Annotated in this window: 20 protein-coding genes; 4 read left to right on the forward strand and 16 right to left on the reverse strand. The window is 34.7% G+C overall.

Going from position 1 to position 23779, the window contains the following annotated elements; genetic code table 11:
- Nucleotides 1-2 precede the first annotated feature (2 nt).
- The 15 genes from EAH81_RS01405 to EAH81_RS01470 all read right to left on the reverse strand — a co-directional run bounded on the left by EAH81_RS01405 (nt 3) and on the right by EAH81_RS01470 (nt 20473).
- Entirely contained in the window at nt 3-614 is a 612-nt protein-coding gene (locus EAH81_RS01405; protein ID WP_241676489.1) for a hypothetical protein, read from the reverse strand.
- A complete protein-coding gene (locus EAH81_RS01410) occupies nt 581-2170 on the reverse strand; it encodes a contractile injection system tape measure protein (RefSeq protein WP_140502932.1) in 1590 nt (529 codons plus the stop codon). Before EAH81_RS01410 ends, EAH81_RS01405 begins: the two co-directional genes overlap by 34 nt.
- Nucleotides 2171-5623: a hypothetical protein gene (locus EAH81_RS01415; protein WP_140502934.1), complete on the reverse strand. Its 3453-nt coding sequence runs from the start codon at nt 5621-5623 to the stop codon at nt 2171-2173.
- Nucleotides 5624-5635: 12 nt separating this feature from the next.
- Nucleotides 5636-8338: a hypothetical protein gene (locus EAH81_RS01420; RefSeq protein ID WP_140502936.1), complete on the reverse strand. Its 2703-nt coding sequence runs from the start codon at nt 8336-8338 to the stop codon at nt 5636-5638.
- Nucleotides 8326-11655: a baseplate J/gp47 family protein gene (locus EAH81_RS01425; protein ID WP_140502938.1), complete on the reverse strand. Its 3330-nt coding sequence runs from the start codon at nt 11653-11655 to the stop codon at nt 8326-8328. Before EAH81_RS01425 ends, EAH81_RS01420 begins: the two co-directional genes overlap by 13 nt.
- Before the next feature lie 458 nt (nt 11656-12113).
- Nucleotides 12114-12524 carry a GPW/gp25 family protein gene (locus tag EAH81_RS01430; protein WP_140502940.1) on the reverse strand — a complete coding sequence of 137 codons (411 nt, stop codon included), beginning with the start codon at nt 12522-12524 and terminating at the stop codon, nt 12114-12116.
- A gap of 589 nt (nt 12525-13113) precedes the next feature.
- Complete coding sequence (locus EAH81_RS01435; RefSeq protein ID WP_140502942.1) at nt 13114-13404, reverse strand: PAAR domain-containing protein; 291 nt, start codon at nt 13402-13404, stop codon at nt 13114-13116.
- Between the two features lie 4 nt (nt 13405-13408).
- On the reverse strand, nt 13409-15154 hold the full coding sequence (vgrG, locus tag EAH81_RS01440) for a type VI secretion system tip protein VgrG (RefSeq protein ID WP_140502945.1): 1746 nt from the start codon (nt 15152-15154) through the stop codon (nt 13409-13411).
- Entirely contained in the window at nt 15154-15837 is a 684-nt protein-coding gene (locus EAH81_RS01445) for a CIS tube protein (RefSeq protein ID WP_206669066.1), read from the reverse strand. The genes vgrG and EAH81_RS01445 overlap by 1 nt, the downstream gene beginning before the upstream one ends.
- A gap of 2 nt (nt 15838-15839) precedes the next feature.
- Complete coding sequence (locus EAH81_RS27620; RefSeq protein ID WP_170214112.1) at nt 15840-15998, reverse strand: DUF5908 family protein; 159 nt, start codon at nt 15996-15998, stop codon at nt 15840-15842.
- Between the two features lie 2 nt (nt 15999-16000).
- Nucleotides 16001-16447 carry a phage tail protein gene (locus tag EAH81_RS01450; protein ID WP_140502949.1) on the reverse strand — a complete coding sequence of 149 codons (447 nt, stop codon included), beginning with the start codon at nt 16445-16447 and terminating at the stop codon, nt 16001-16003.
- A gap of 2 nt (nt 16448-16449) precedes the next feature.
- The gene (locus tag EAH81_RS01455; RefSeq protein WP_140502951.1) at nt 16450-16878 is read right to left on the reverse strand and encodes a phage tail protein; all 429 of its coding nucleotides are present in this window, start codon (nt 16876-16878) and stop codon (nt 16450-16452) included.
- A gap of 29 nt (nt 16879-16907) precedes the next feature.
- Entirely contained in the window at nt 16908-19013 is a 2106-nt protein-coding gene (locus EAH81_RS01460) for a phage tail sheath C-terminal domain-containing protein (RefSeq protein ID WP_140502954.1), read from the reverse strand.
- An 18-nt stretch (nt 19014-19031) separates the two neighbouring features.
- Nucleotides 19032-19874 carry a hypothetical protein gene (locus tag EAH81_RS01465; RefSeq protein WP_140502956.1) on the reverse strand — a complete coding sequence of 281 codons (843 nt, stop codon included), beginning with the start codon at nt 19872-19874 and terminating at the stop codon, nt 19032-19034.
- Entirely contained in the window at nt 19871-20473 is a 603-nt protein-coding gene (locus tag EAH81_RS01470; RefSeq protein WP_140502958.1) for a DUF4255 domain-containing protein, read from the reverse strand. Before EAH81_RS01470 ends, EAH81_RS01465 begins: the two co-directional genes overlap by 4 nt.
- 629 nt (nt 20474-21102) lie before the next feature.
- Between EAH81_RS01470 and EAH81_RS01475 the strand changes: the two genes are divergently transcribed.
- Entirely contained in the window at nt 21103-21294 is a 192-nt protein-coding gene (locus EAH81_RS01475; RefSeq protein ID WP_055093485.1) for a cold-shock protein, read from the forward strand.
- A gap of 198 nt (nt 21295-21492) precedes the next feature.
- Here the strand turns inward: EAH81_RS01475 and EAH81_RS01480 are convergent, their stop codons facing one another.
- Nucleotides 21493-21873, reverse strand: coding sequence for a hypothetical protein (locus EAH81_RS01480; protein ID WP_206669067.1), 381 nt, complete (start codon nt 21871-21873; stop codon nt 21493-21495).
- A gap of 390 nt (nt 21874-22263) precedes the next feature.
- Here EAH81_RS01480 and EAH81_RS27330 point away from each other — a divergent pair, with 390 nt between their 5' ends.
- The 3 genes from EAH81_RS27330 to EAH81_RS01490 all read left to right on the forward strand — a co-directional run bounded on the left by EAH81_RS27330 (nt 22264) and on the right by EAH81_RS01490 (nt 23734).
- Nucleotides 22264-22431, forward strand: coding sequence for a hypothetical protein (locus EAH81_RS27330; RefSeq protein ID WP_161595775.1), 168 nt, complete (start codon nt 22264-22266; stop codon nt 22429-22431).
- A gap of 65 nt (nt 22432-22496) precedes the next feature.
- Complete coding sequence (locus tag EAH81_RS01485; protein ID WP_140502963.1) at nt 22497-22817, forward strand: hypothetical protein; 321 nt, start codon at nt 22497-22499, stop codon at nt 22815-22817.
- A complete protein-coding gene (locus EAH81_RS01490; protein WP_170214113.1) occupies nt 22814-23734 on the forward strand; it encodes a tetratricopeptide repeat protein in 921 nt (306 codons plus the stop codon). Before EAH81_RS01485 ends, EAH81_RS01490 begins: the two co-directional genes overlap by 4 nt.
- Nucleotides 23735-23779: the final 45 nt, after the last annotated feature.

Raw genomic sequence — 23779 nt, forward strand, 5'->3', positions numbered from 1 at the left:
AATCATTTTTTTAGCGTTTGTAGCAGTTGTTTTTCCTGGAGATAGCAAACGTTGTTGTATAACGAAGCCTTTTTGCTGTGTTTATAAAGCCTTTTCCATTCGTATTTGTGACCCATTACCTGCGAGGTTACTTCGGGGATTTGCGTGTTATGAAATTCTTTCATTTCATTAAAAGTTGCGTGCCAAACCATTTGACCTAATAGGGGAGATTGGGTAAGTCTTATTTCCGAGAAAACTCTTTTATAATAATCCGTGTGGACATTTCTATTGTTGACAAAATATTCTGAAACCAAAACTTCTTTGCCTTTGTTATAAAACCGGCTATAAAATCGTGTAATCCCGTCTTCTTCCTGAATTGGTGATAAAACAGCCTCATCTTCATAAATAATATCCAGATCATTTACCGGCATATCATAATAATCACGGAGATTTATATAATCAGCGATTCCGCCTACGAAGGCAACTTTCGACATATCGAGTTTTTCAAAAACATTTCTAAGTGCTTGTTGCTGCTCATAGAAAATGTTTTTTTCATCTTCCTTTAGAATTTTTTCTTCTTCGGTTTCCATATCTTTTAAAATTACCAGTCCACAAAAATTACTTTGTTTTTCCATGCCAGTTTTACAATTCCGATATTCCAGCTGATTTTATCCAGCAAGATGTCTTGTGTTTTTCTTTCTACAATGACTTTAGGATTATCGCCCGTAAGAATTATTTTTCCGGGTCTTTGCAAATATTCATTTTGTAATAAAGCCACCGAAGATTTCTTCATGACTTCCCAATGGTCTAGAACCGCCCGAAGCATTTCATTAGCATGACTTTTTACCTCATCAGACAGTGTAATATTTCTATTGATGGTTTGATCTATTGGAATGTTGCACAACAATTTTTCGAACACCATTTCATGTTCATAATCCTGTTCTTTGGCTGTAGCGAGATAATGTAAAAGATGTGCCGCAACCTCGGTATTATTTATAGAATTGTCCTTATTTAGTAATTTGCAATTTGTAAAAAGCTGTTTCAAAAAGGGATGAATCAGTATTAATCCCGCATTGTTTACATAATGATTTGCCGGAATTTCAGCAGTTATTTCGTCAATTAAAAACAAAGAAGGTTTGAGAATTTCTTCTTCTTCGGTTTCTTCTTCAGTTTTGAAAACAGCGTTTATTTCAGCCTCTTTTTTCGGGCTTAAAGCCAAAGATTTATCGGTTTTTGAAATATCTGATTCTGATGATTTATTCTGATGATTATTATTGTTCTGAATTATTTCCGAAGCTTTTTGTTCGAGAATAGTGTGTATAATCAAAACTTCATTTGCAAGATTACTTAGAATATCTAAAGCCGATTTATTTGTTATCTGAATATTGATGTATTCTAAAGCAAACGTTGGATTGTATTTTCTAATAATGTCAAAAGAAGCAATCAGATACGATAATTTATCTTTTATAATGCTGTCGTTGTGTTTTAATAATTGCGAAAGGATTATATCCCAAACTAAATTTCTTTGATGTAATTCTTGTCTAGATTCCGAAAGAAGAGCTTTTAAAGTGTCTTTAATTAAAGTAATACTTTTTAAAGTAGTTTCTTCAGAAGGGAGTTCTAAAAGAAATGTATTTTTCAGAATAAAATAAATCTGATCGTCTGATAATTGTTTTATAAATCGGGTTCTGGTTTGGCGATTTTCTAAGGTGTGAATTAGTTTTAAACCAAAAGCTTTGTCGCTAATCATTTTCTCAAATGGATTATCAGTATTGTTATCCAAGACATCTTTTGAAATTGCCCACCAGGGATTTGTTCCCGTTTCTAAAAAGCTGAAGAACTCATTCAGGCTTTTTTCTCTGTTATTAACGAAAGTGTATTGTTTTGTATCGGTAAAACCACTTTCGATTTGTTTCTCGATTTGGTTTTGAAATTGGTTCATGATTTCCAATTTCAGATTACTAAAATCAATATCATCCGATACAGAAAGATCCATGTTTAGTTTTTCGATCTGAATACTGTGCGATGGCATTTTTTTATCAAGCGTATCAAAATACGTTTCTAAAAGCGGAAATAATTCCACTTTTAGAAACGTGTCCAGATTATCTTTTAAGTCGTACGCGTTTTTTTTAGAAGCCGTATTAACCTCAAAGAATAATTTATTGATAATATGTCTGTTTGCAGTCTGCATTTATCCTAAATTGTTTAAATGTGATTGAATTGCATCCAGAATAAATTGAAGATCTTTAAACGAAGCTGTCACACCTGACAAGAATTTTTTGAATGTTCCGTTAGGATCGGTGTTGTATTTGATTTTTATAAAACCTTGAAACAAGTTGTCAAAACGAGTTGTAATGGTTACAATTTGTTTTTCGAATTCTTTAAGACGTTCCGGTTTTTGACATTTTAGGATCGTGTAAAATAATGAGATGTGACTTTCGATAAGGAAACTCAATACTGTTCTCTCTTCATCGAGTTTCGTATTTCTTACCGCCGATAGGAATGAATCGTAAATGCTGTCTCGATACATTTCGCCCAATTGATCATTAGAATCACCATTTATAAAGGTGTCAGTTTTCTCATCGACGGTATTAAATTGTCTTTCAATTTCGTCGATTAGAGAGATCGTTTCTTTACTGTATCTTTCTATTCCGGGTTGTTGTTTTATATCTTCAAAAGCCGGAATTGTTTTTTTGATAAATGCAGTAGCAGTTTTCAAACACGTATTTACAGGAATTCTTTCTCTAAGAATTACATCTTTTGGACCGTCTATAGTTTCACCGCATCTTTTGTTCATTGCAGAAAGCGAGATTACAATTGATGAAGTATTATACAGAGAAAGCGGACGTTTGATAGGATCTTTAGATTCGGTTTCTACTTTTTCATCGGCTATTTTCCAGGTATAAAATTCTGCGTTTGTAGAATTGTTGGTCAATACAAGTTCACTGTTTTCTATCGAATAATTAAAGCGGGCAAATGGCGCATTTTGCATGGTAATTTCAAGATCCGAAGGTTTGCCATTTACTAGAATAACAACTTTGTCTATCTCTTTTGGAACATTGCTGCCAATGAAAACGTATTGTCCGGCATCATTTTGAGAAACCCCATCACCGGAAAGGATTATTTTTCTGGTTTTAGATTCGGTAGTTAAAAGATGAGGATCTACATCATTTCTACAGATTAATCTGTTGTCGATGCTCACTTTTATACCTGTAATTTCAAAAATTACGGAATGTTTTACGGTAAAATTGCAGTTTCCATTATCTCCAACAACGGTTACAGGAAAAGAGAAAGCGTCTTTAACAGGCAATTCATATTTATAAATACGCTGCATTTTGGTTTCGGTCGTACTAACTCTTTCGCTTCCGTCTCCAAAATCCCAAACGTATTTCATTCCTTCCTGATTTTCGCTTGTAATTTCAAAATCAGCCGTGACTTCATTGCTTGTATCTGATTTGGTAATGACTATCGTAAAATCAAATTTGGGTTTTTTGAAAATGGTTATTTCACATTTGGTTTCAAAATTATTGACCGTAAAAGTGATTGGTTTGCCTATTAATTCTTCGCTGACCAATTTTGGATCAAAAACAAATTCGCCAAATTGGTTTGTGGTCACTCCGCCATTTAAATCTTCGTCAAGATCAGCTTTTACAAAACCTCCCGTTGGCGTTACATGAAATGGATAATAAGAAGTTGTGTCATCAAAACAAAGTTTATTTACAGGTAAAGACAACGATATTACATTATCATCACAACATAAATAAGGCAAAGTAAAGTCGGCTATAATAGGGTTTAACACAACAGATTCTCCATTATCGCCTTCTTTTTCAAAATCACCTGCAAGAGAATTTCCGCGTGGAAATTCATACGGATAACCATAGCCATAATAATACGGATATTGGCTGTATTCGCCTTCGATATAAATCATAACAAAGGTTCCGCCCGGAGCTACACCGGCTTTATGTTCGTAGCCATGATTTTTGTTCAAATAGTAAGACGTGAAATTCTCGATCACTTCCTGCGCTTCAAAAGCATTTATACCAAGAACAACGACATTAAATCCTAAACCATTCTGACGTCTTATTTCCTGAATTGTTTTTAGTGCTTCTTTGTAATTCTTGCCGTGATGCCCTTCAATTCTGTAAAAATCAGAATCTGCAATAAATTCCAGCGGACGTTTTGTATTTAGAAAATTGTCGTGATAACTTCTGTTGCTGCGTTGTTTTCCGATGTTGGTTTTTTCGTAATCCCAAAGTTCAATCAGATGATTTCCAACATTATTATAAAACGGAATTGCTTTTTTGGCTAAAGAACCCAATTCAAAACTTGGCGTAATTTTTATAACATTATAATTTACGTTGTAGTTTGCCAATAGTTGCACACAGCGTTTTATAAGGCTGTACAATTTCTGTAAATCTGTATTTTTTCCGTAGCAAATTTTAACTTCTTTGCCTTCCAGATCGATAACAAATTCCGTAACCATTTCTTCTTTGCCAAGTTCAATAAGCGGATCAAACGGCAGACAATCGTTGCAAGTGCTCAGATTTTGTCCTGTAAGCAAAGGCGATTTGTAAAAACTGTGTCGGTATTCGTAACAAGGACCTGTTTTTAATACTTCTCCCAACATTAAATGTTTCGGAAATGATTTGATATCCGGACAACAAAATTCGCCGTCCATATTAGATAATAAGAGTTTTATCTCGTTATAAGTATCAATTAAATCGTTGAGAAGATCATATCTGTATTGAAAATCGGGAGGAATATTATTCTTGTCAAAATTGTATAATTCTGCGAGATTCTTTTTGATGGAAGCCAGCATAAGCGGCATTTGCAAACCGTTTAAAAGTAGATCGAAACCATCACGAAGTTTATTAACGACATTGTTTTTGAAGATTCCGTAGGCGAAATTCTTTTTAACTTCATCATAATTAACGAAGTTTTCCGGCTGTAATACAATGCGGTTCGAAATTACGGTTGGCAATTTATAATACAGATTAGAAAAATTGACTGAGGTAATAAATTTATCGTGACTGTTGATTTGAGTCGCAACAGGTTTACTAACCAATAATGCTTTGTGATTGCCTATAATTTCCAATCCCTGATTGTCGCAGGAAAGACTCACACAGAGATCTGAATCTTTTTCATACGATTCGATATACAATAATATTACGGCATCATTTACGTCAAGTCCGGTATTGTCTTTAAGATATTGTATCGGGAAAGTATTGGCATTATCAAGCGCTTGCTGTTCGTATGTTAAGAGTTCGAAAATTTCAAGCTGATCGCTGCCATTGTAGAAATAAGGTTTGTAGGCTGCTTTTTTATTGTCATATACTTTATAATGCGTGTATTGCTTGCTTTCAAGCTCAATTATTTTGTCACCATTAGGCAAACTATTGTACAAGTGTATAAGATCGCCATCAGTCGTGATTCCGCTGCCTTGCGTTATCGAGATGTTTTTTGCAGATTCGCTATAAGAGACCTGAAAACCACAAATGATGCCCACGCCACTAAGACCAATTCTGGAAATACGGTCCTGATCATCAAAATAATCTACAATCTCGTTGAGATGTCCCTCTGTAAGTACCTGATTTTTTGTAAATTTTCGGTACAAAGTTGTTATGGTTGAAAGTTTTGCTAACATTTTGAATGGTTTTTATAGTGAGCCTAAATTCGTTTTTCCTAATATTATTTTTTCGTATTGATTTTCATTTTCGTCGCTGCAATCAAACAATCTTCCCGTAGGATATAAATTGCTAAGATTAGAAAGCGCGCTAATAAATTCTATAAGTTGAGGTTCCGGCTGTTCCTGATTTAAGACCGTTTTGGCAAACAAATAGGCTTTATAGGAGTTTTCAAACCGCAAAAGTTCGTTTTCTGCCGGATTATCAATTTCATTTTTCCGATGTCCAATCCAGCAAATTTTTGCCAATACATGCGATGGTAATTCTTCCTTGATTACCTTTTCCATATAGTTTCTAAAATCGGTATTGGCGAAACGTAACGTATATCCCGGCAATACAATGCTCACGCGATAGGAGTAAGGGTCTAAAGGTTCGCAGGTTTTGCATTCATCGGTACAAATTGGTAAAAAGGTTTCCGGATTTACCGTAATGAGATTTACATCGGGACGAAGCATCATGTGTTCGACAATAAACATTCCTTCCTCCGTAAAAACTTCTTTCATGAAATAGATCAAATCCAGAATCGATTTTTTTACTTCTGCCAATGTTTCATAGTATGTATATCGTTTTGCAATAATTCGGTCCCGATTGTCTTCGTCTGTGATTAACGGATTTATGATATCATAAGAATACTTGCCGGAATCTGCCTGATGAATCTGAATATTATCGATAACTTCAGGATCAGAAATTCCGTTTTTGAAAGCTTCTTCGACTTTATATTCTCTGGTTTGGATGATTTGCAAAACCGCAAAATATAATTCTCTGTTGGCTCTCGATGTATCATAATATTCCGTGGTTGCAGAAAGTACAATATTATCTTCCGTATCTCTAATTCTCCATCGATACACTAGCTGATTGTCTGAATCTATAAAATGGTACAAATCAACAAACGAATCCGAAAGGTGTCTGCGATTGTAATCTTTGATTCCCAAAAGTCTGGAAATTCTCTTTTTTACGCCCGAAACATTATCGGTATCCCATAAATTGCTGTGCGGCTGTTTGTAATAGTTAAAAGAATTGCCTCGGTTTTTGCTTACGATTTTATAATCTTTCAGAAAGTCTTCTTTCGTTTTAAGAACCACTTCGTCTGTAGCCGTTCCATATATACTTTTGTTGATGAAAACATATTCAGAAAAACGTTCTGCAAAACGCCCTAAAAGATGGTCCAGAATATCGTTTCTTCTTTCGATATTATTGTCCAGTTGTTCAAAGAGAATTTCTGTTAGATATTCATCATTGTTTTCAGGATAATTGGTTACCAAATCACTAAGTCCGTCGATGTCTTTTATGGCTTGGGTAAAAAATGTTTTGGTTAAATTTCCACTTACCGAAAGCATTTCGTTTACCTGACCTAAATGTTTGAAATAACTGCCCAAAATCTGATCAAAAAATAAAAGATAACCTTTAAGCTGTTTTGCCTGAGATTTTCGTTCTGTTGTTGCTCTTGTTGGCAAACCAACTTCGCCAATACCGTACGTATCCGGAAAATCGTTTTGCATCGTGGTGTAACTTTCTATATCGAGATAACTTCCATTTGGTATTTTGAGTTCTTTATTGTGGCTCGAAAAATCCGTAGCAGCATCTTTTACAGCTTCAATTTCTTCCAAATAAAGAGCAACTTGCGTCTTGTTTATATTTAGCGGAAGCAAACCTTTATTGTAATTGAAAACACTTTTAGAGCAAATAATCGGTTTTTGATATTGTTCCAGACAAATTAGCCATTGGTTTAGATCAATATCACCGTCTCCGCAATTTCCCATCGAGATATCTTTGATCGTGATAACTCCTGGAATATTCATGATTAATTTTATAATATCAGATAATCGTACTTCGCTGGTTAGTTCGGCTTCAATTAGTTCTTTGGTGTCTATAAAACCATGTTCCAGAATTGGTCCGTCAAAAATTTCTAAGGAAGTATATCCTTTTTCCATCATTTGCTGAATGGAATAAAAATTGACAGTTGTCGACAAATAACCATCAAGTGCGTGCAATACAAGCGCGTGAACCATTTCTTCATCTGCCTGAGTATCTACCTCAATGCTCGCACAAATTTTTATCGGAAATTCGGCTACTTTTATAATATTGATCAGATCTTCGCAAAGGTTTCTGTTCGCATGATATTTTTCTCTGATTTTGTTTTTGACTTTGTTGATTTCCAAAGGATTTGTACTTTCAAAATCTACATAAAGATCATATAATCCTTTAAGTCCAAATTGCTTTTTGAAACCTCTTGGAACTTCACTAAAATCTTTAGGATTATAGGATAATTTATCTTCTTTACAATTTACATAAACTGTTTTTTGGTGTTTTGCAGGCCAGCAATTTTTAACGCCTTCGATATCGATAAACAGTTTTCTGTAATCAATCGCCGTTACGGGACTTGTAGGCAATACTTCTGAAGCTTTAAAAAACTGAGAAGCAATTCCTTTGCTCTTTTCATTAGAAGCCAGAATGTTTTCGATAGGCAGATTCATTCGCATTCCAAGATCAGTTATGGCGTAACAAAGCATTTCCAGCATTGTGATTCCAGGATCGTGAGAGTTAAAATCAGTCCATAATTTGCCGCCAAGCTGTTCGATATACTGAATGCCTTTTTTTCTTAGAAAATAGAAATCCAAGTCGTCTTCTGTGGCAACTTTTTTAGGAATGGTGCTATGTGGATTTAGTATTGACATTTTTCTGGTGCTTGAATGATTGGTTCTTTACAAGTTTTTATATCTGTAGAAATAATGTGATTTTTTACTGATACGAGAATGCGTTTTGGGTTTGATGGCGATACGATTGGCAGAAATTTCAGCGCAGCATACACAGCATCATTTGGATTTTCAGGTTCTGTAATGTCATCGAGTTTTGCCATTTCCAATTCGGCTAAATAGTCTACGTAATATAATTTTTCGATGTAATCAATGACAGTGCTTCGGTGTAATTCAATTCCAAAAAGAATATCCTGAGAAGTATCAAATGCCCACGGAGATAAGAATTTTGAAATGTCTTCGTTAAGCTGTTTTTTATAGAAATTCTCATCATATTCCGGATAGAATTTTACGCTTGATTTGACAATCACTTTTTCGTATTCCGGATTGATAACCACAGCATCGACGTGCATGCTATTTAAGTTATTGATATAAATCTGAATCTTATTCAGCGTTGCCGTACTAACTCTTGGCTCATAAATATCAAAGACATTTTTGTTGATAATATCAGGAACAACAATAAGAGTCACATCGCCGGGCGAAAGAAACGAATTGGTTTCATTATTCGTATGGTTCAGACATTTTACTCTGAATACTTCCGTAAATTCCTGAAGGATAAGATGCTCATAATCCCAAAGTGTTATCGCTCTGTTTTTATGACGAAGACGCTCGCTTACGCGTTTGTAATACGTATCATCAGATTCCTGAGGTTTTCCGTTAAAGGAATTAAAAGGCTGAGAAACACTTTTAACTTGTGTGATTCTATTGATTAATTTAGAAATTGTTTTAGCTGGCAATCCTTTTTCTAAATGCGATAATTCATTTTCATCGTTATAGAATTCCGCAGCAACGACTTGTGTTTTTATATCGATAACTTTACAAACGGCATCATACGCTTTATGCATTTTGGCTTTGATCCAGATGAGGTTATCGGGAAATAACGTGTTTGTTTTTGTGGCTTGTTTCGGAATCGTAAATTTCAGAATTCCCGATTTTAGAAAATTATCGATGGAATTTGCCAAAAGGTCATTTTCAATATTTTTCCACTGATTATCGCAAAGCACAGACCATTGTACTTTTTGTTTTCCTGTAAAGGAATCCACCAGAGGATTTTCACTTCCTTCTAATATCTGAAACAATAAGGCAACTTGTTGAGCAGTTTCGGCTTCGTCCAGTCCGATATAAAATTCTCCTCCGTTGCAATAATCAGGAAGCAAACGGCTTGTAATTGCAATGTTTGCGTCAAGAATAGCTTTTTGTTGGGCGAGTTTTTTTAGATAAGAATGTTCTTCACTTTGTCCAAAAGGCGCTTCATGAAATAATTTTATACGTTCGGTTTCGTATTCTGCTTCTGTTTGATGCGTAAAATTGGTGGTTTCTTCTGCTGTATAATTTAAACTGATTGCTTCTGCAAATGGTGTATAAGCTTCGTTTGGAATTAATGTTTCGGCCACTTTACTCATTATAGCCAGCGTATAAATTTTTGGATATAAAGAGTGCAAAAAGGATTGATTTAACGTCAACCGAATCGGACCGCTTTTGTCAATATCATACGTACTTCCCGCTACAGAGAATTTTGTTTCATATGCCGTATCATTCTTTTTAAATAATATGGTGCTTGTGTCTTTGTTTTCCCAGTTTTCTTTATTCAATACAGAAACTGTAGCCTTAAAATAATCATCTGAATCTACAATCAGATCTGATACATTATCGTTTAGTTTTAGTATCGTTTTATTCTCCGGAATATTTATAGCAATAGCCTCTTTTAGCTCTTTTGGCTGGGGATCTTCGGGTTGGTTTGCCACTAATACTTTAGCTATTTCTTCGATAAACATTCCCTGATAGAAAATGTTTTTGCTCATTGTATTCAGATACTTGCTTTTGTAAGCATCATAATGAGTTTTGAAAGAGGATGGTGTATTTTTCCAATTGATACTAACGTCAACAGTTTTCCATTTTTTCGAAAATATCTCCGGATAATTGATCAGAAACGAAGAACCTTTTGTAGGTTGTGTCGTAAAAGGGTAGAAGGGTTTGGTTGCATTCAGCAAACCTGTATCGCTTTCTAATAATAGTGATTTAACGTCTTTTACATCAACTTTTACATTAATATCACTGATGGTTTGGGTAACTAAATTTCTAAATAAAGTATGCCCTTTTTTATTTTCGGTATGAATTAAAAATCGAATAATAGGTAAGTCGCTTGAAAAAGCTTCGCCTAATACTTTCTGATTATAATTGACAATTGCCGGCGTATCTTTTGGAATCTGAAAAACAAGTCTTAATTCTTTTCCCGAAATATTGGATTGGGAAGCTGTACCAATCAACTTAAAATCGCCAAGCCATTCTTTTTCGCCGCTGCAAAAAATACTGATGTTATCTGTAAGATCTGTTACCGAAATTGGTCCGGCTTCAAAAGTAAACGGTTCACTAAAAGTGATTGTAATATCAATATTTCGTTCTCCTTCTTGTAACGCCAATAACGGAGAAGCGATTGCAAAGCCAAGTTTAGCCGCTGGAAGTTCTGTATATTTTTCTTCTACAGAAGTATAGCCAAATGGAAACCAGTATTTTGTTTCTTCTTTAAGGCTTTCTCCTTTTCCATCTTGAGAATTCGCTACTTCGCTTGCTTTTATTTGACCTAATTTAATGTCGTTATAGACACTTTTAAGCTGTGTAATCTGGGCTTTATTCGCAATTAATTCTTCGGTGGTTTTATAGATAAGTTTGTTTCCTTCAGCATCTTTTCCGGCATCTAATTCCGTTTGTGGAGCAATTCGTTCTTCGATACTTTTTTTAGCCAATTCAAAAATAATATGAACTTTATCAGCTTTTGCAGGAAGTTTTTCGATTTGCAAAATATCTTTATAAAAGAAATCGAGATGTTTTTTTGTAATTAAATTAAAGCGTGTTTTAGATAATTCCAAGAGTTTTAAGAAACACACAAAAAGCGTCATATGTGGTGTAAGCGTGCCTTCGAACTCAACACCGTCAAGTATTTTTGAAATATCTTGTTTTAAAATAGCATAAGGATTGTCTTTTCTATTTGGAATATCTTTTGGTAAAAGACCAAAATGATCAAAAATCTCCTGCCAGTCACCAGACGGATTTTCACTGTCGTTTGTTTCAAAAAAATTAACTTGTTTAGCGAAGTTATAGGTAAAAAGGAACCAATCTTCGATATCAAAGTCATGTAGCTTCAAATTGTCGGGATCGAGAATAGTATTCAGGCGATCGCCCTGATCGGTGCCATTTCGTTTGAATAATATATCGTTTGTATGGTCGCTGTTGTTACACATAATACTATTAAATATTAACCCCGCCGGGTATAATTATTAGGTTTGTTTGCTTCACTCGGGTCATTAATTATTTTTTCACGCAGATCTAAAAAGATTTAAGCAGATTTTTTTTAATCGTTTTAATTCTTTAATTTGTGTCTAATTTTTCTCTCGCAGATTTTGCAGATCGAGCAGATTTTTTTTTAATCATTTTAATCCTTTAATCTGTGGCTATATATTTTTCACGCAGATTTTGCAGATTTCTTTTTTTTGCCACTCCTGATAGCTATCGGGATAAAAAGATTCACGCAGATTTTTTTAATCCTTTAATCTGTGGCTAATTTTTTCTCTCGCAGATTTTGCAGATCGAGCAGATTTTTCTTTAATCGTTTTAATTCTTTAATCTGTTGCTAATTTTTTCAACACATTAAAAGCCAACTTCGAATTGAATTTTTAATTTTTAATTCCCAATTTTTAATTTAAAGATTAGTTCCTTCTTCTTTATAGAAAGGATAAACCATATTGGTTCTTGAGTTGGTTGCTCTTATTTTATAATCCAGAAATACCAGTACTTCACCATTTAAATCATCTCCCTGGGTGATGTCGATTTTCTCTACGTCAATTCGGGGTTCGTGGTATAGAATGGCAGTTCTTACTAATTCAGATACAAAGGTTTTGAGTGTTCTGTTGAGCGGATTAAAAATAAGTTCGTCCATATTGCAGCCGTATTTTGGCAGCATAATGCGTTCTCCTATTTTGGTCGACAATAGAATTTCAAGACTGCTTTTAATATCTTCTTCATCAGAAATCATTATAACAGATTTTGTTATTCTCTTAAATTCTGGTGGAAAACTCCATCCGGTTCCTAAAAAAGCTTGTTCATTTTCCATAATTAATTCAAGTTTCTGGTCAATTATCGTCTAGTTTGTCATTTCGAGGGACGAGAAATCACATAAAATGAAGACATATAGTACGTCGCTCTCTGGATGTGATTTCTCCTTCGTCGAAATGACAAACAGTGCGTTTAATTATTGCTTAAAGCCTCGCAAAGTTTTTTTCGTTTTTGTGTCACTTCGATTTCTAGAACATTTTTTTTCAGGAGCTAATCCCGCTATCCGTTTCAATCTTTTGTGGCGAACCCCGCCACAAAAGGATTTCCACTTCTATCGGGGCTAGGGGAATCATTTTCATAACAACAGTTTCATCTAGTTTGTCATTTCGAGGGACGAGAAATCACATAAAGTGAAGACATACAGTACGTCGCTCTCTGGATGTGATTTCTCCTTCGTCGAAATGACAAACAGTGCGTTTAATTATTGCTTAAAGTCTCACAAAGTTTTTTCTCATTTTATGTCATTTCGACGAAGGAGAAATCCTCGTGAGTAACTCCGTTTCTAAAATTGCCAATCTTTGTCGAGCTTCTTGCGAGGATTTCGATCCCGAAGCCTCGGGATCGAAATGACAAACAGTGCGTTTAAACTATCCAATTAAAACAGTTGCTAATCCGGCGACTATTGTTCCGCCATGAGCTGTTGAATCTCCCATTCTGGCGGCGGGTTTCCCGCCAATCAAAACCGTCGATGAACCCATTACGATGCTGTCTGGCGGACCAGTACAGGTTGCCATATCGCCAACACATGCTGCAGGAACTCCGCCAATTAAAACCGTTGGAACTCCGGCTGGTAAAATTGGACCGCCCACATGTGGAACGGTTGCTGTTACCATTGGGCAAACATGCATATCTGAAACTCTTGCGGCTGGTGCTCCCATGATTTTAATTTATTTGAACAATACTTCCTTTTAAGACTGCGGCGGCACCAGACGATAATTCTGCGCCAGCGCTGCCTTCGGCTTTGAATTGTGCTGAGGCTTTTATCGAAACATTGGTTCCTTCGATTTTTATATCTCCGGTGGCTTTAAATTCGATGTTTCCGGCACTTTCCAGTTTTATGCCTTTGCTGTCTATGGTGATTACATTCGAATTTTCGTCTTCGATAACAATAACACCTTTATCTTCGTCGAGCGTGATTTTTTTCCCTGCCGGAGTTTCAATTCCGATTGACTTTTTTTCATCGTCAAACAAAACCTTCATCTCGCTTCGGGTTACAATTCCTTTTTGATGATTATCGTCAGAAGCAGTTATTGGAGCAGGTTTTCCGCTGCTGTGAAGCATTCCTAAAACGATCGCATTATTGGGATCTTCATTTATAAATCCGATAATGACTTCATCTTCGATTTCAGGTCTGAAAAAAATACCTCTGTTTTCTCCCGCATCCGGCGTAGCCACACGACACCAAATTCCCTGTTCTTCATTGTTGATGATTGGAATCTTGACTAAAATCCGATCTTCGCCATTTGGATCACTTTCGAGTTGTGTTACAATTCCGGTGTGAAGCCCTTTTATAGCGGCGATAATTCCCGAACCTGTTGGCGTATGAATGTCGTAGGTTTCAGAAAACCATTCGGGATTCAACCCAAATTGTGCGTCGATTGTCCAGTTTCCTTCTGATATTTCATGAAAAACGCCTGTTATATAGGCTTTTCCGTTGAATCGGTCACCAACGCCTTCGAGTGTAATAATAGTGTTCGGTTTTACTGCGGGAATTCCCTGAAATTTGACTCTTCCGCGAATTTTTGATAATTGCTGAAAAAGTAATTTAGCATCTGCCCAATCCTGAAGTTCTACATCAGATATGTTTCCGCCATGACGTAATTCCAGATTTTCTAATTCGATCGTTTCCGCTAAATCTGATGCCGTTAAATTTCCATTTAAAGAAATACTTGGGTCTTTTGCTTCAATTTCGACCAATTCCTGATTGCTGTAATCCCAACTGTACGAAGACACTTTTGCAAATTGATTTCTCGCATCTATTTCAGCATCAAAGTCTAATAAGCTTGAACCAAAAGTTACAGTTTCAACAGATTCTGCCGTTACATTTGGTTTACTGATGGTGATTTTACCATTTTCGACGAAACAAAGTTTACCGCTTGCCTGTGCTCTTGAAACTATAAAATCCCAATCTGAGGTATTGTACTGAACGAGTTCTTTGTGACTGAAATTAGTGGCTTCAACATCTTTTTCTAATCCGTAAGCATCGATAATTTCCTCAAAGGCTTCGCTGTCTTTTACATCATAGAAATATTTGCTTTTTCTGCCAATTGTCAGTTTTACAGCTTCGTCTTTGCATTCGATAATTAATAATGAGGCACCGCTTTTTATTTTGATCGAATGTTTGATGACAATTCCTTTGTAAATCGTTTCTTCGTCGTTGTGATAACCGGCTGTGATTTCAATTTTTTTCCCCGGAATCAGCAAATCTTCATTGCTTAATTTAAAATCTCTTTCAGAAGCTTCTCCGTCTGTCAGAACAATTTGAGCCATAGGAATCCTGTTGACCTCATTTTGTACCACAATACTTTTTACCTGATAGGTTTTAGATAATTCTTCTCCTTCAATTAAAATTTTATGCGTTACTAAATCGGCACTTTGACTGGTTTGTATGACTCCGCTATTGTTCATCAGGATTGTTTTTGTAAGGGTGGAAAAAATAGTTTTTGCCCTGTTTTTAGTTTTCTGAAATTGACAATGTTATTCACTTTTGCAACTTCCAGATAATACTTAGAATCTCCATAGATATTAAAAGACATCAGAGGCAATGTATCGCCATCTGTTACGGTTCTGTAATGCGTTAAATCAGGTGATTTATTGTTTTCCTTTGCCGCTCTTAAATTATCTTCAACAAAACCCTGAAATTTGGCTTTTGCAATGGCTCTTATTGGCGTTCCGTCTGGTTTGAAGAGTTTGAATTCTACCGTCATTTCGGTCATGGCGCCTTTAAAGAGCAATGTTCCCCAGGAAATAATCAGATAATTAGGCTTGTGTTCGTCGCCGTTATAATCCAGAATTACTTTCTTGAATTTCTCGATATCGTCAATAATTCCATCGTCAGAACTTGCGTAGCCGTTAATTACTCCAGATCTGTCAAAGACAAAATCGAGTTCGAGATTTTCAGGTAGTTTTTTATTGAACTTCGGCGAAACCGTACTCGTGCCGGAAGCCTGAGTTTCATCGGTTTCGATTTTATAGTGATACGTGTACTTTTCCGGATTCATTAAAGTAGAAAATTCACCGTCGGCAATTTTGGTATTAAATTCCGGGTCACTATAAGCAACAACTTTTAGTTTTTCTAATTCTCCAGCCATGATTACCGCTCTTTTTTACGTTCAATTACTTTCAATACCTGTTCTACACATTCGGCTACCGGATCTTCCCCTTTGCTTTTTGGAGCTTTGGGATCAGAATTTGGTTTAGAACCTTCATTCACGTTTATCTTGATGTGAAGCTCTTTTATTTCTATCGGCATGACTAGCTTTTAATTAAAGTGAAATAATTGTAAGTAAGTTCAAAGTTTTCGACAACGAGCTTACTTTCTTCAGCATTAAAATCCTCAACTGCCCATTTTACAGGGTAGGCGTGAACGACATTCCAGGAAATCAAGGGCTGATGTTCTTCGTCGAGCAATTTGATTGTCAGGTTGACGGGCTTAAATGCAAAGTTTTCGATCGCATCGCGGCACCAGTCTATAACTGCAGAATCAATCAGCATTCCCCTTTTTAAAGTCAGGTTTGGATATTTTGTCTTTACCGGAAGTTTGTGCTTGAATCTGTTTTCACCACCTTCGGCTATCTCTTCAGTTTCAATATCGACAGATAAACCGGAAACCGATTGAAACTGATGGTCTTTTGCCTGTGAGCCAAGACCTTCAAATTCAACTAAAAAGTGAAAACCGACAGGTGGATAATAGTTAGCCATGATTAATCATTTTGAATCGATAAACCTTCATGAACTAACTCCACTGATTCGATTGCTACTTCGTTTCCGTCGGCTTTTAAATCAGTCGACTGAACTTTGGTTGGCCATGCATTTTTTACTTTCCAGGTAATCACGGGTTCGTGTTCCTCGTTTAGTAATTTGATGGTAATGTCTCTTCTTTCGATAGTATTTAGTTTTACCGAATTCCACCAGGCATAATATTCATTATCGCTTTTAAAAGTGCCTCTTTTCATTGTAATGTTAGAGAACTTCTGCATGCCGGGCATCTTGATCTTGCTGTACTCCGGACTTGCACCCTGACGGTACTCGATAACTTCGGTTTCTACATCTAATCCGGAGACTTCCGTAAAACCTATTTTTGTTCCGCCCCAGTCAACTGAGAAATGAAACTTTGATAATGGATAACTCATGATCTATATTTTTTTAATGTTGATATTAATTAAGATTCCTGCATTTTGTGAGAGAAACGTAGGATGATAAACTCGGCCGGACGAACTACTGCCATTCCGATTTCAATTATCATTCGACCTTCCAGAATATCCAATGCCGACATGGTTTGTCCCAGTCCAATTCTAACATAAAAAGCCTGTTCCGGTTTTGCTCCCGCCAAAGCTCCGTTTCTCCATTGCAGAATTAAGAAATTCTCAATCATCGCTCTTACTCTTATCCAGGTATTGGCATCGTTAGGCTCAAATACAAATTGGTCAGTTGCTTTTTTGATGGATTCTTCTGCCATGTTAAAGAAGCGTCGAACGGGAACATAACGCCATTCGTTGTCATTACCCGCAAGGGTTCTTGATCCCCAAACCAAGGTTCCTTTTCCTGTAAAGCTTCTGATGGCGTTGATGGATTTACCTGCAACAGTATCAACATTTAGATTATCCTGATCGCCATTTGTAATTTTCAGCGATGGTCTTACTACATAATTTATACCCACATTTGCCGGAGCTTTCCAAACACCTCTGTTAGAATCTACACGAGCATAAATTCCGGCTACGGCACTGCTTGGAGGCAATGTAAGAGGTAAGTTTGCAATTTCGATTTTAATGGCATTGTACGATTTGTTGTCCAAACCTTCAATATCACCAAGATAGCGTCCGTTCATTGCACCATTATTAACATCGGTAGTCGTAACATTGTTGATTTCGGTTTTTATTGCGTCAACCAGCGTTACCATACTATCTGTTCCGCTTGAAAGATTGAATACATCAACCGTAATAGCCAAAGTATTGTCCGGCAAATTGATAATTGAATCCGGCGCGCTAAACGTAAGCAGCTTAGCAATCTCCGCAATTACGTTTGTAGTATTGGTTTTTACATTTTGCGCTATTTTCAGGTTGGTGTTGGAAGCTTTTAATTTGGCAGTCAAATCTTCAAGATTATCTCTGACTTTTTCGATTTTGTTATTTCCTTCAAATAAACCAACAAAAACATCTAATGCGGACTGAAGTGCGTCTCCTGCATTGGCAACTTCTTCTACAGAAGCTATCGCAGATTCTGCTGCATTTTGGATTTTATCTTTATCCGAAATCAAACTGTTCAGATCAGCCGTTAATGTTTCCAAAATCGGAATAAAAGCAGTTGTTTTTGCTACAGTAAATGTTTCTGATCCTGGAACTGCATTGTTATATCCTGTTGCGCTGTCAATATATGTAAGCACATCGGCAACACTTCCTGAGATTAAATCGTCTACAGTATCTGCATCATCATCTGTTACTACAACAAGGTTTCCTACCGTTAGCGTTACGGTTGCCAAAGCATCTTCGACTTCGCCAAAAGCAGTTGATATTGCATCAGGAACGTTGGTTACGTGGTTGATCAAAATATCATCTTCGTTGTATCTGTAATCCAGAATTGTATCCAGATAGGGATAATAAGCGGCACCGTATTTCAGGTAATCTTTCTCTAAGGAAATCTTATCTCTTAAGGCTTGCGAATCAACTCCAATATCTGTAGAAGTATAAGTGTCAAGAATCGTAAATCGATCTTGTAAATCGTGACATTGGATTAAAGCATTGGAATATAAAGCATAAAACTCATCTACACTTAGTGCTTTTGCATCCGGAAATAATAATAATGTTGGTTCGTCTTCTGCTTTCAACAAGTTCAATCCGGCATTTAAATCATTAAAAAGAACAGGATTTTCATTGCTGTTTACATCTTCATAATTTTTTACCGAAACGATATAACAAGGTCCGCCGCCATTTGCAAAATAAATTTGAAGTGCATAATACATTAAAAATGGTTTTGGAGTAGCTGGCTGATTCACCACAATGTTTCTTTCGGTTACTACATTATCCGTTACCACATCTGTCACATCTACCGAAATAGTGTCTTCAGGATATGCAAATCCAAAATACGTTTCATAATCCAGTAAAGAAGTAATTCGGGTAGGAACCCTGTCTAAATCGTTCTCGATTTTTTTAACAGCTTTTTCTGTATAGCCAATAAAAGCGGGAATCGCTGTCTCTACCTCGGCAATAGAAGGAGGGAACTTTACGATCTCCTCAATATACACACCGGGTGTTTTGTAAGTTGTTGCCATAATTGATTGTTTTAATTATTAAATAAATATTTCCGAATAATAATCACCATTATTTTTTGTTATTGATTTTACAGATGGATTAGGATATTGACTGTTCGCCGGTTCTGATGGGGAAAAGTCATTAACAGGATCAATTTCTACAAAACCCGAGTAGGTTAGGGGTTTTACTTTATTGGTTTCTATTGTGGTTTCTTCTTTTCTGTTGATGTATTTCCAAAGCGTTTTTCGATTATCAAAGTGAATCTTGAAATTTGGACTTACTATTTTACCCATAGCATCCACAATATTTTTAGGATTGTTATCGCCTTTCATCGTCAGGGATATAATCCCAAAAACGTCTTGTTTTTCTTGTGTATGAAGTTCCGATAAGAAATTGTTTGTTGTTGTTTCTGATATTAAATAATCATCGGAAATCAACAGATTATCATTGATTTTTGGAATGTATTTGAACGTTACAGGTTCTGTTGAAGGTTTTACATTGCTGAATAAAAACATTTGTTTCAGAACAAAATCCAAATTGGTGTAATTCTCAAACTGATAATCGATTATGGAGACAATAAAATCCAGTTTCAAATCAGGCGGAACACTTATATATGGATCGGTTTCATCATTTTCTTTTACTTTTATATATACTCGAAATCCTGTTTTGGTTGGTTTAAACGCCATTTTGTAGTTCTTTAACCGAATGTTGGTTTCTACAGTAGGCGTTATGGTTGAAAAGGAATCGTCGTCGAAGTTTTGCAGCATTTTTTTCTTATCTGCTCCAGACATACCTGCATATGTATCTTCGCCGCTGTTCAGGAAATAATTGTGCAAAAATGTTACTTCAAATAACAATGTATATGTAATATTAAAACTCATGATTGCTCTTTTGTTTTGGTTGTACCTCTGACTTTGCTGATTAGTTGTCCTTCGCCCTGAGCGATATTGCGCTCAATTTGTATCATGCTTACTTTGTATAATGCCGATGGAAATTGTTTGCCGCCCAATGTTCCCCAGATATAGTTTAACTCTTCAAATGTGGGCGTATAAAGCTCAACCGAGAATCTGAAGTTGTCTACATTTTCCATTGCAACATTATTTCGGTTATAAATTGTGTTGGCTTGTGTGAAAAGCTTTTTACCCTGAAAAAACGCGATGATTTTTGAAATATCATTAAGCGAATTGATGTACTTATTTCTATTGGCGCTAAAAAGTAAATAGAGATTTAAATTGATGATGCTGTTTTTATAAATTGTTTTGGTGTTTTCGATAGTATGATTAGGAAAGTTTTTTAAAGTAGCTTCTTCGTCGAGATTGATTAAGGTAAGCGCAACTTTATCTTCTAAATTTCCCGATACGATTTCATTTTGTGATTCCAGTAAAGCAATATTTTCGGCCACAACCGTTTTATCTAAGCCGATTTCGTCGAGATAGTTGTTTACTTGTTCTGTAATTATTTGAATAATTTCAAAAATCATCTTTTGATAAGTTTAAATCGTTATGATATTATTGTATGAAATTTGCTTTGGGGCGCAGATTGAAAAATAGAAGAATAATCCTCAGGTTTCATTTTAAGCTTGTAACAGAAAAAAGAGAGCTTGTAGATTTTTGACCAAATTAGAAAAACAAGAAGGTATTATGAAAGGGGAAAAAACCCCTTTTTTTTACTTTTATTTAAGTTTTAAATATTTGATTATCAGTGTTTTATATTTAAAAAATAAGTTTTATTTTATTTTTTTTGAAAAATTGAGCGTCAGAAATTATAAAACCCAGATAATTTTAATGAATAAAAAATTGTAAATCGTTCAATTTTAGGTTTTTATGAGAATTTAAATTGTAGATTTTACATTTATACATTTAAGATTGCATTCTGTTAAATAAACAGAACCAAACGAATATAGTTTCTCTTTGATTTGTTGTTTTTTTGATGATAACAGTCTGTAAAAGAGAAATATATTAAAGAAAAAAGAGGTGATAAAAGCTGATATTTCCAGTGTTTCAGCGGATATAATATTAAGTTTAGGTGAAATATTTAAATATAAGTCATTCTTTTTCAGTTCAGTAATGTTAAATATCTTACATTTGTCTCCAATAAATAATTATTAAGATGCAAGAAGGTACAGTAAAATTCTTCAATGAAGAAAAAGGTTTTGGTTTTATTACACCAAAAAACGGTGGAAGTGAAATTTTTGTTCACGTTTCAGGTCTAACAGAAAACATTCGTGAAAACGACGAAGTACGTTATGACGTAGCAGAAGGAAAAAAAGGTCCTAACGCAGTAAACGTTGTTGTGGCTTAAAACATAAGTGGCACACAAAAAAAGCCCATTTCGTAAGAAATGGGCTTTTTTTTATAGAATTAATTTGTACTATGTTTTATAAATATAGTTTTCTTCTTTATAAAAATAATTTTCTTGTTGTGCAATCAAATTCATGCTTGACAGAATTCCTATAATAAACTACGAATGTTGATTTTAGTTTCATTTTATACAGTAAAGTCATTTTTTCTTTTGTGGCGTTAAAGCTAACTTTATTAATTCATCAAATTGGATTTTATTTTTAATATCATAATCCTCCTGATTGCCATTAATTATGATCACATCAAACTTTTTCCAATTCTTAATATAAATTTTAATGTTTTTTGAGATTTCTCTCTTGAATTTGAAGTCTGAATATTGATTCGTTTTTCTATTAATTCCCTCCATGTCGTATTTATATTTTCCGTTACTATTTTCTGTGATAAATATCGGAACGTCATTGTCAAAATATATTTGGCATTTTCTACTATATTCTACGAAGTCTGGTTTTTTATCCGTTTCGAAATTTACTTTTTTAATTCCGTGTTTATCTTTTGTTATATAAATTAGAGTATCTATCATGGTAAAATTCCAATTAGGGACTTGTTCTAATGATTTTTCCTGGATACCTTTTTCAATTTTTAAAACTTTTGAATCAATGGATTTTTTCTTTTTTTCACTTAAATCATTTTTATTAGTGCCCTGAGAATAATTATTTATACAAAAGCAGCAAATAAAAATTATGGAGAAGATTTTGTTCATATTTAAAGTTTAATAAATAGAGAGCAATTTATAGAAAAAGGTTGGGAAAAAAGTTTGAATATTCTCGATTAAATTTCATTATATCTATTTTCTTTAAATAAAAATCTCTTTGATAGTTTACTAGAATTCTTTCTATATTAGCACAAATAATGTCTTACCTACAAGCGTAAAGCAACCCAATAATTGAAAGCAATACAAAATTATAATACCATGACATACCAAGATTTCCTAACAAATTGTTTTGAAGAATTAGAAAAATTGCAAGATAACTTAAATAAGGCTTATGATATTAATTCTTATACAAGTTGGGAGTATGATCAACCAAGTGGTATTATAACACTTTCGAAATCTGATTATCAGCTATTTGCTGTAATTTAATTGGTGGTATTGGAGTTTACAGACCTTTTTTTGATCATTTAAAAATTCATCTTGTACTAACCGAATTGATTGATAACGATTTAGCCGAGAGAGAAAGAACTAAATATGTTGATTGCGAAAACCATGACAGGAGAAGAAGAGCGTTTATCTGCCAACATTTAAAAGAAGGAAGCAAAAATGGATTTGAAGAATCTTTTGAAACATTTGAAGACATGGAATTTGAGTACGAAGATGATGATTTTGTAGCTTGGTGTAACGAATGTGAAAAAGTGAGAGTTGAAGAAGGTAGTTTAGATGGAAAATGTTGGGAACAAGGCGAATTTAAAATCGTTTGTGAAAAATGTTACTTCAAAATTAAAGAAAGTAACATCGAAAATTTAATATGAAAAATTACATTCTGATTTTATTAATATTATTTATAACCGTGACGGCTGACGGGCAAAAGAAAATGGAAAATAAATTTATTACTTGGAAGAACTTTGTTGATGGATTTGGTAAGGAAATGGTTTCTGCTGAAGATGTTTTTAAAAATATGGTTAAAAGTGGAGTGAAAGATCATTGCTTAACCAAAATGGATTTCACTTTTATTTCAGATAGTAAAGAAAATCTAATTCGATTAAGTGAGTTCTTAAAATCCCATTATCCATATACGTTGAGAGAAGTAAAAAAATATGGAACTCTTTGGGAAATAAACGGAGAAACAAATGAGATTCCAATAACAAAAGACAATTTGTTGTATTGGAGTTTGGATATGTATAAAAGGGGATATGAATTTGATTCAACTCTAGACGCTTATGGAGGATTTTTTGACCCAAAAGAACCCAAATTTCCAGATCTGGACGCTTCAAAAGCAGAATATTATTTTGACAAAGGACTGGAATGTTATAATAATGCAGATTTAAGCGGATCCATATTTAATTGGTCGTTAACTATTGCTGTTGATGCCAAAGACCCAAATGCATATTATTCCAGAGCAATAGTAAAAAATGAATTGCATACTTGGAAATCTGCTCTTGAAGATTATGATAAAGCTTTAGAAATTGCGCCAAAATTTGCAAGTGCCTTAATAAACAGAGGAGGACTTAAAGATGAAAATGGAGATTATCAAGGTGCAATTCTTGATTATCAAAAAGTATTGCAACTCGACGATTCAGATATTGAAGATAAACAACAAGCATATTTTAATCTTGGTAATACAAAACTTAATCTGAAAGACAAGAATGCAGCTTGTGAAAACTGGAAGAAAGCATTGGAACTTGGAGCAAAATACGCGAAGGATAAAATTGATGAACATTGTAAATAAATTATAAACTTTTAGGGAATTATAACCCGTACGATTTCCTATTAT

The organism is Flavobacterium pectinovorum, from assembly GCF_006438875.1.
Lineage (GTDB): Bacteria > Bacteroidota > Bacteroidia > Flavobacteriales > Flavobacteriaceae > Flavobacterium > Flavobacterium pectinovorum_A.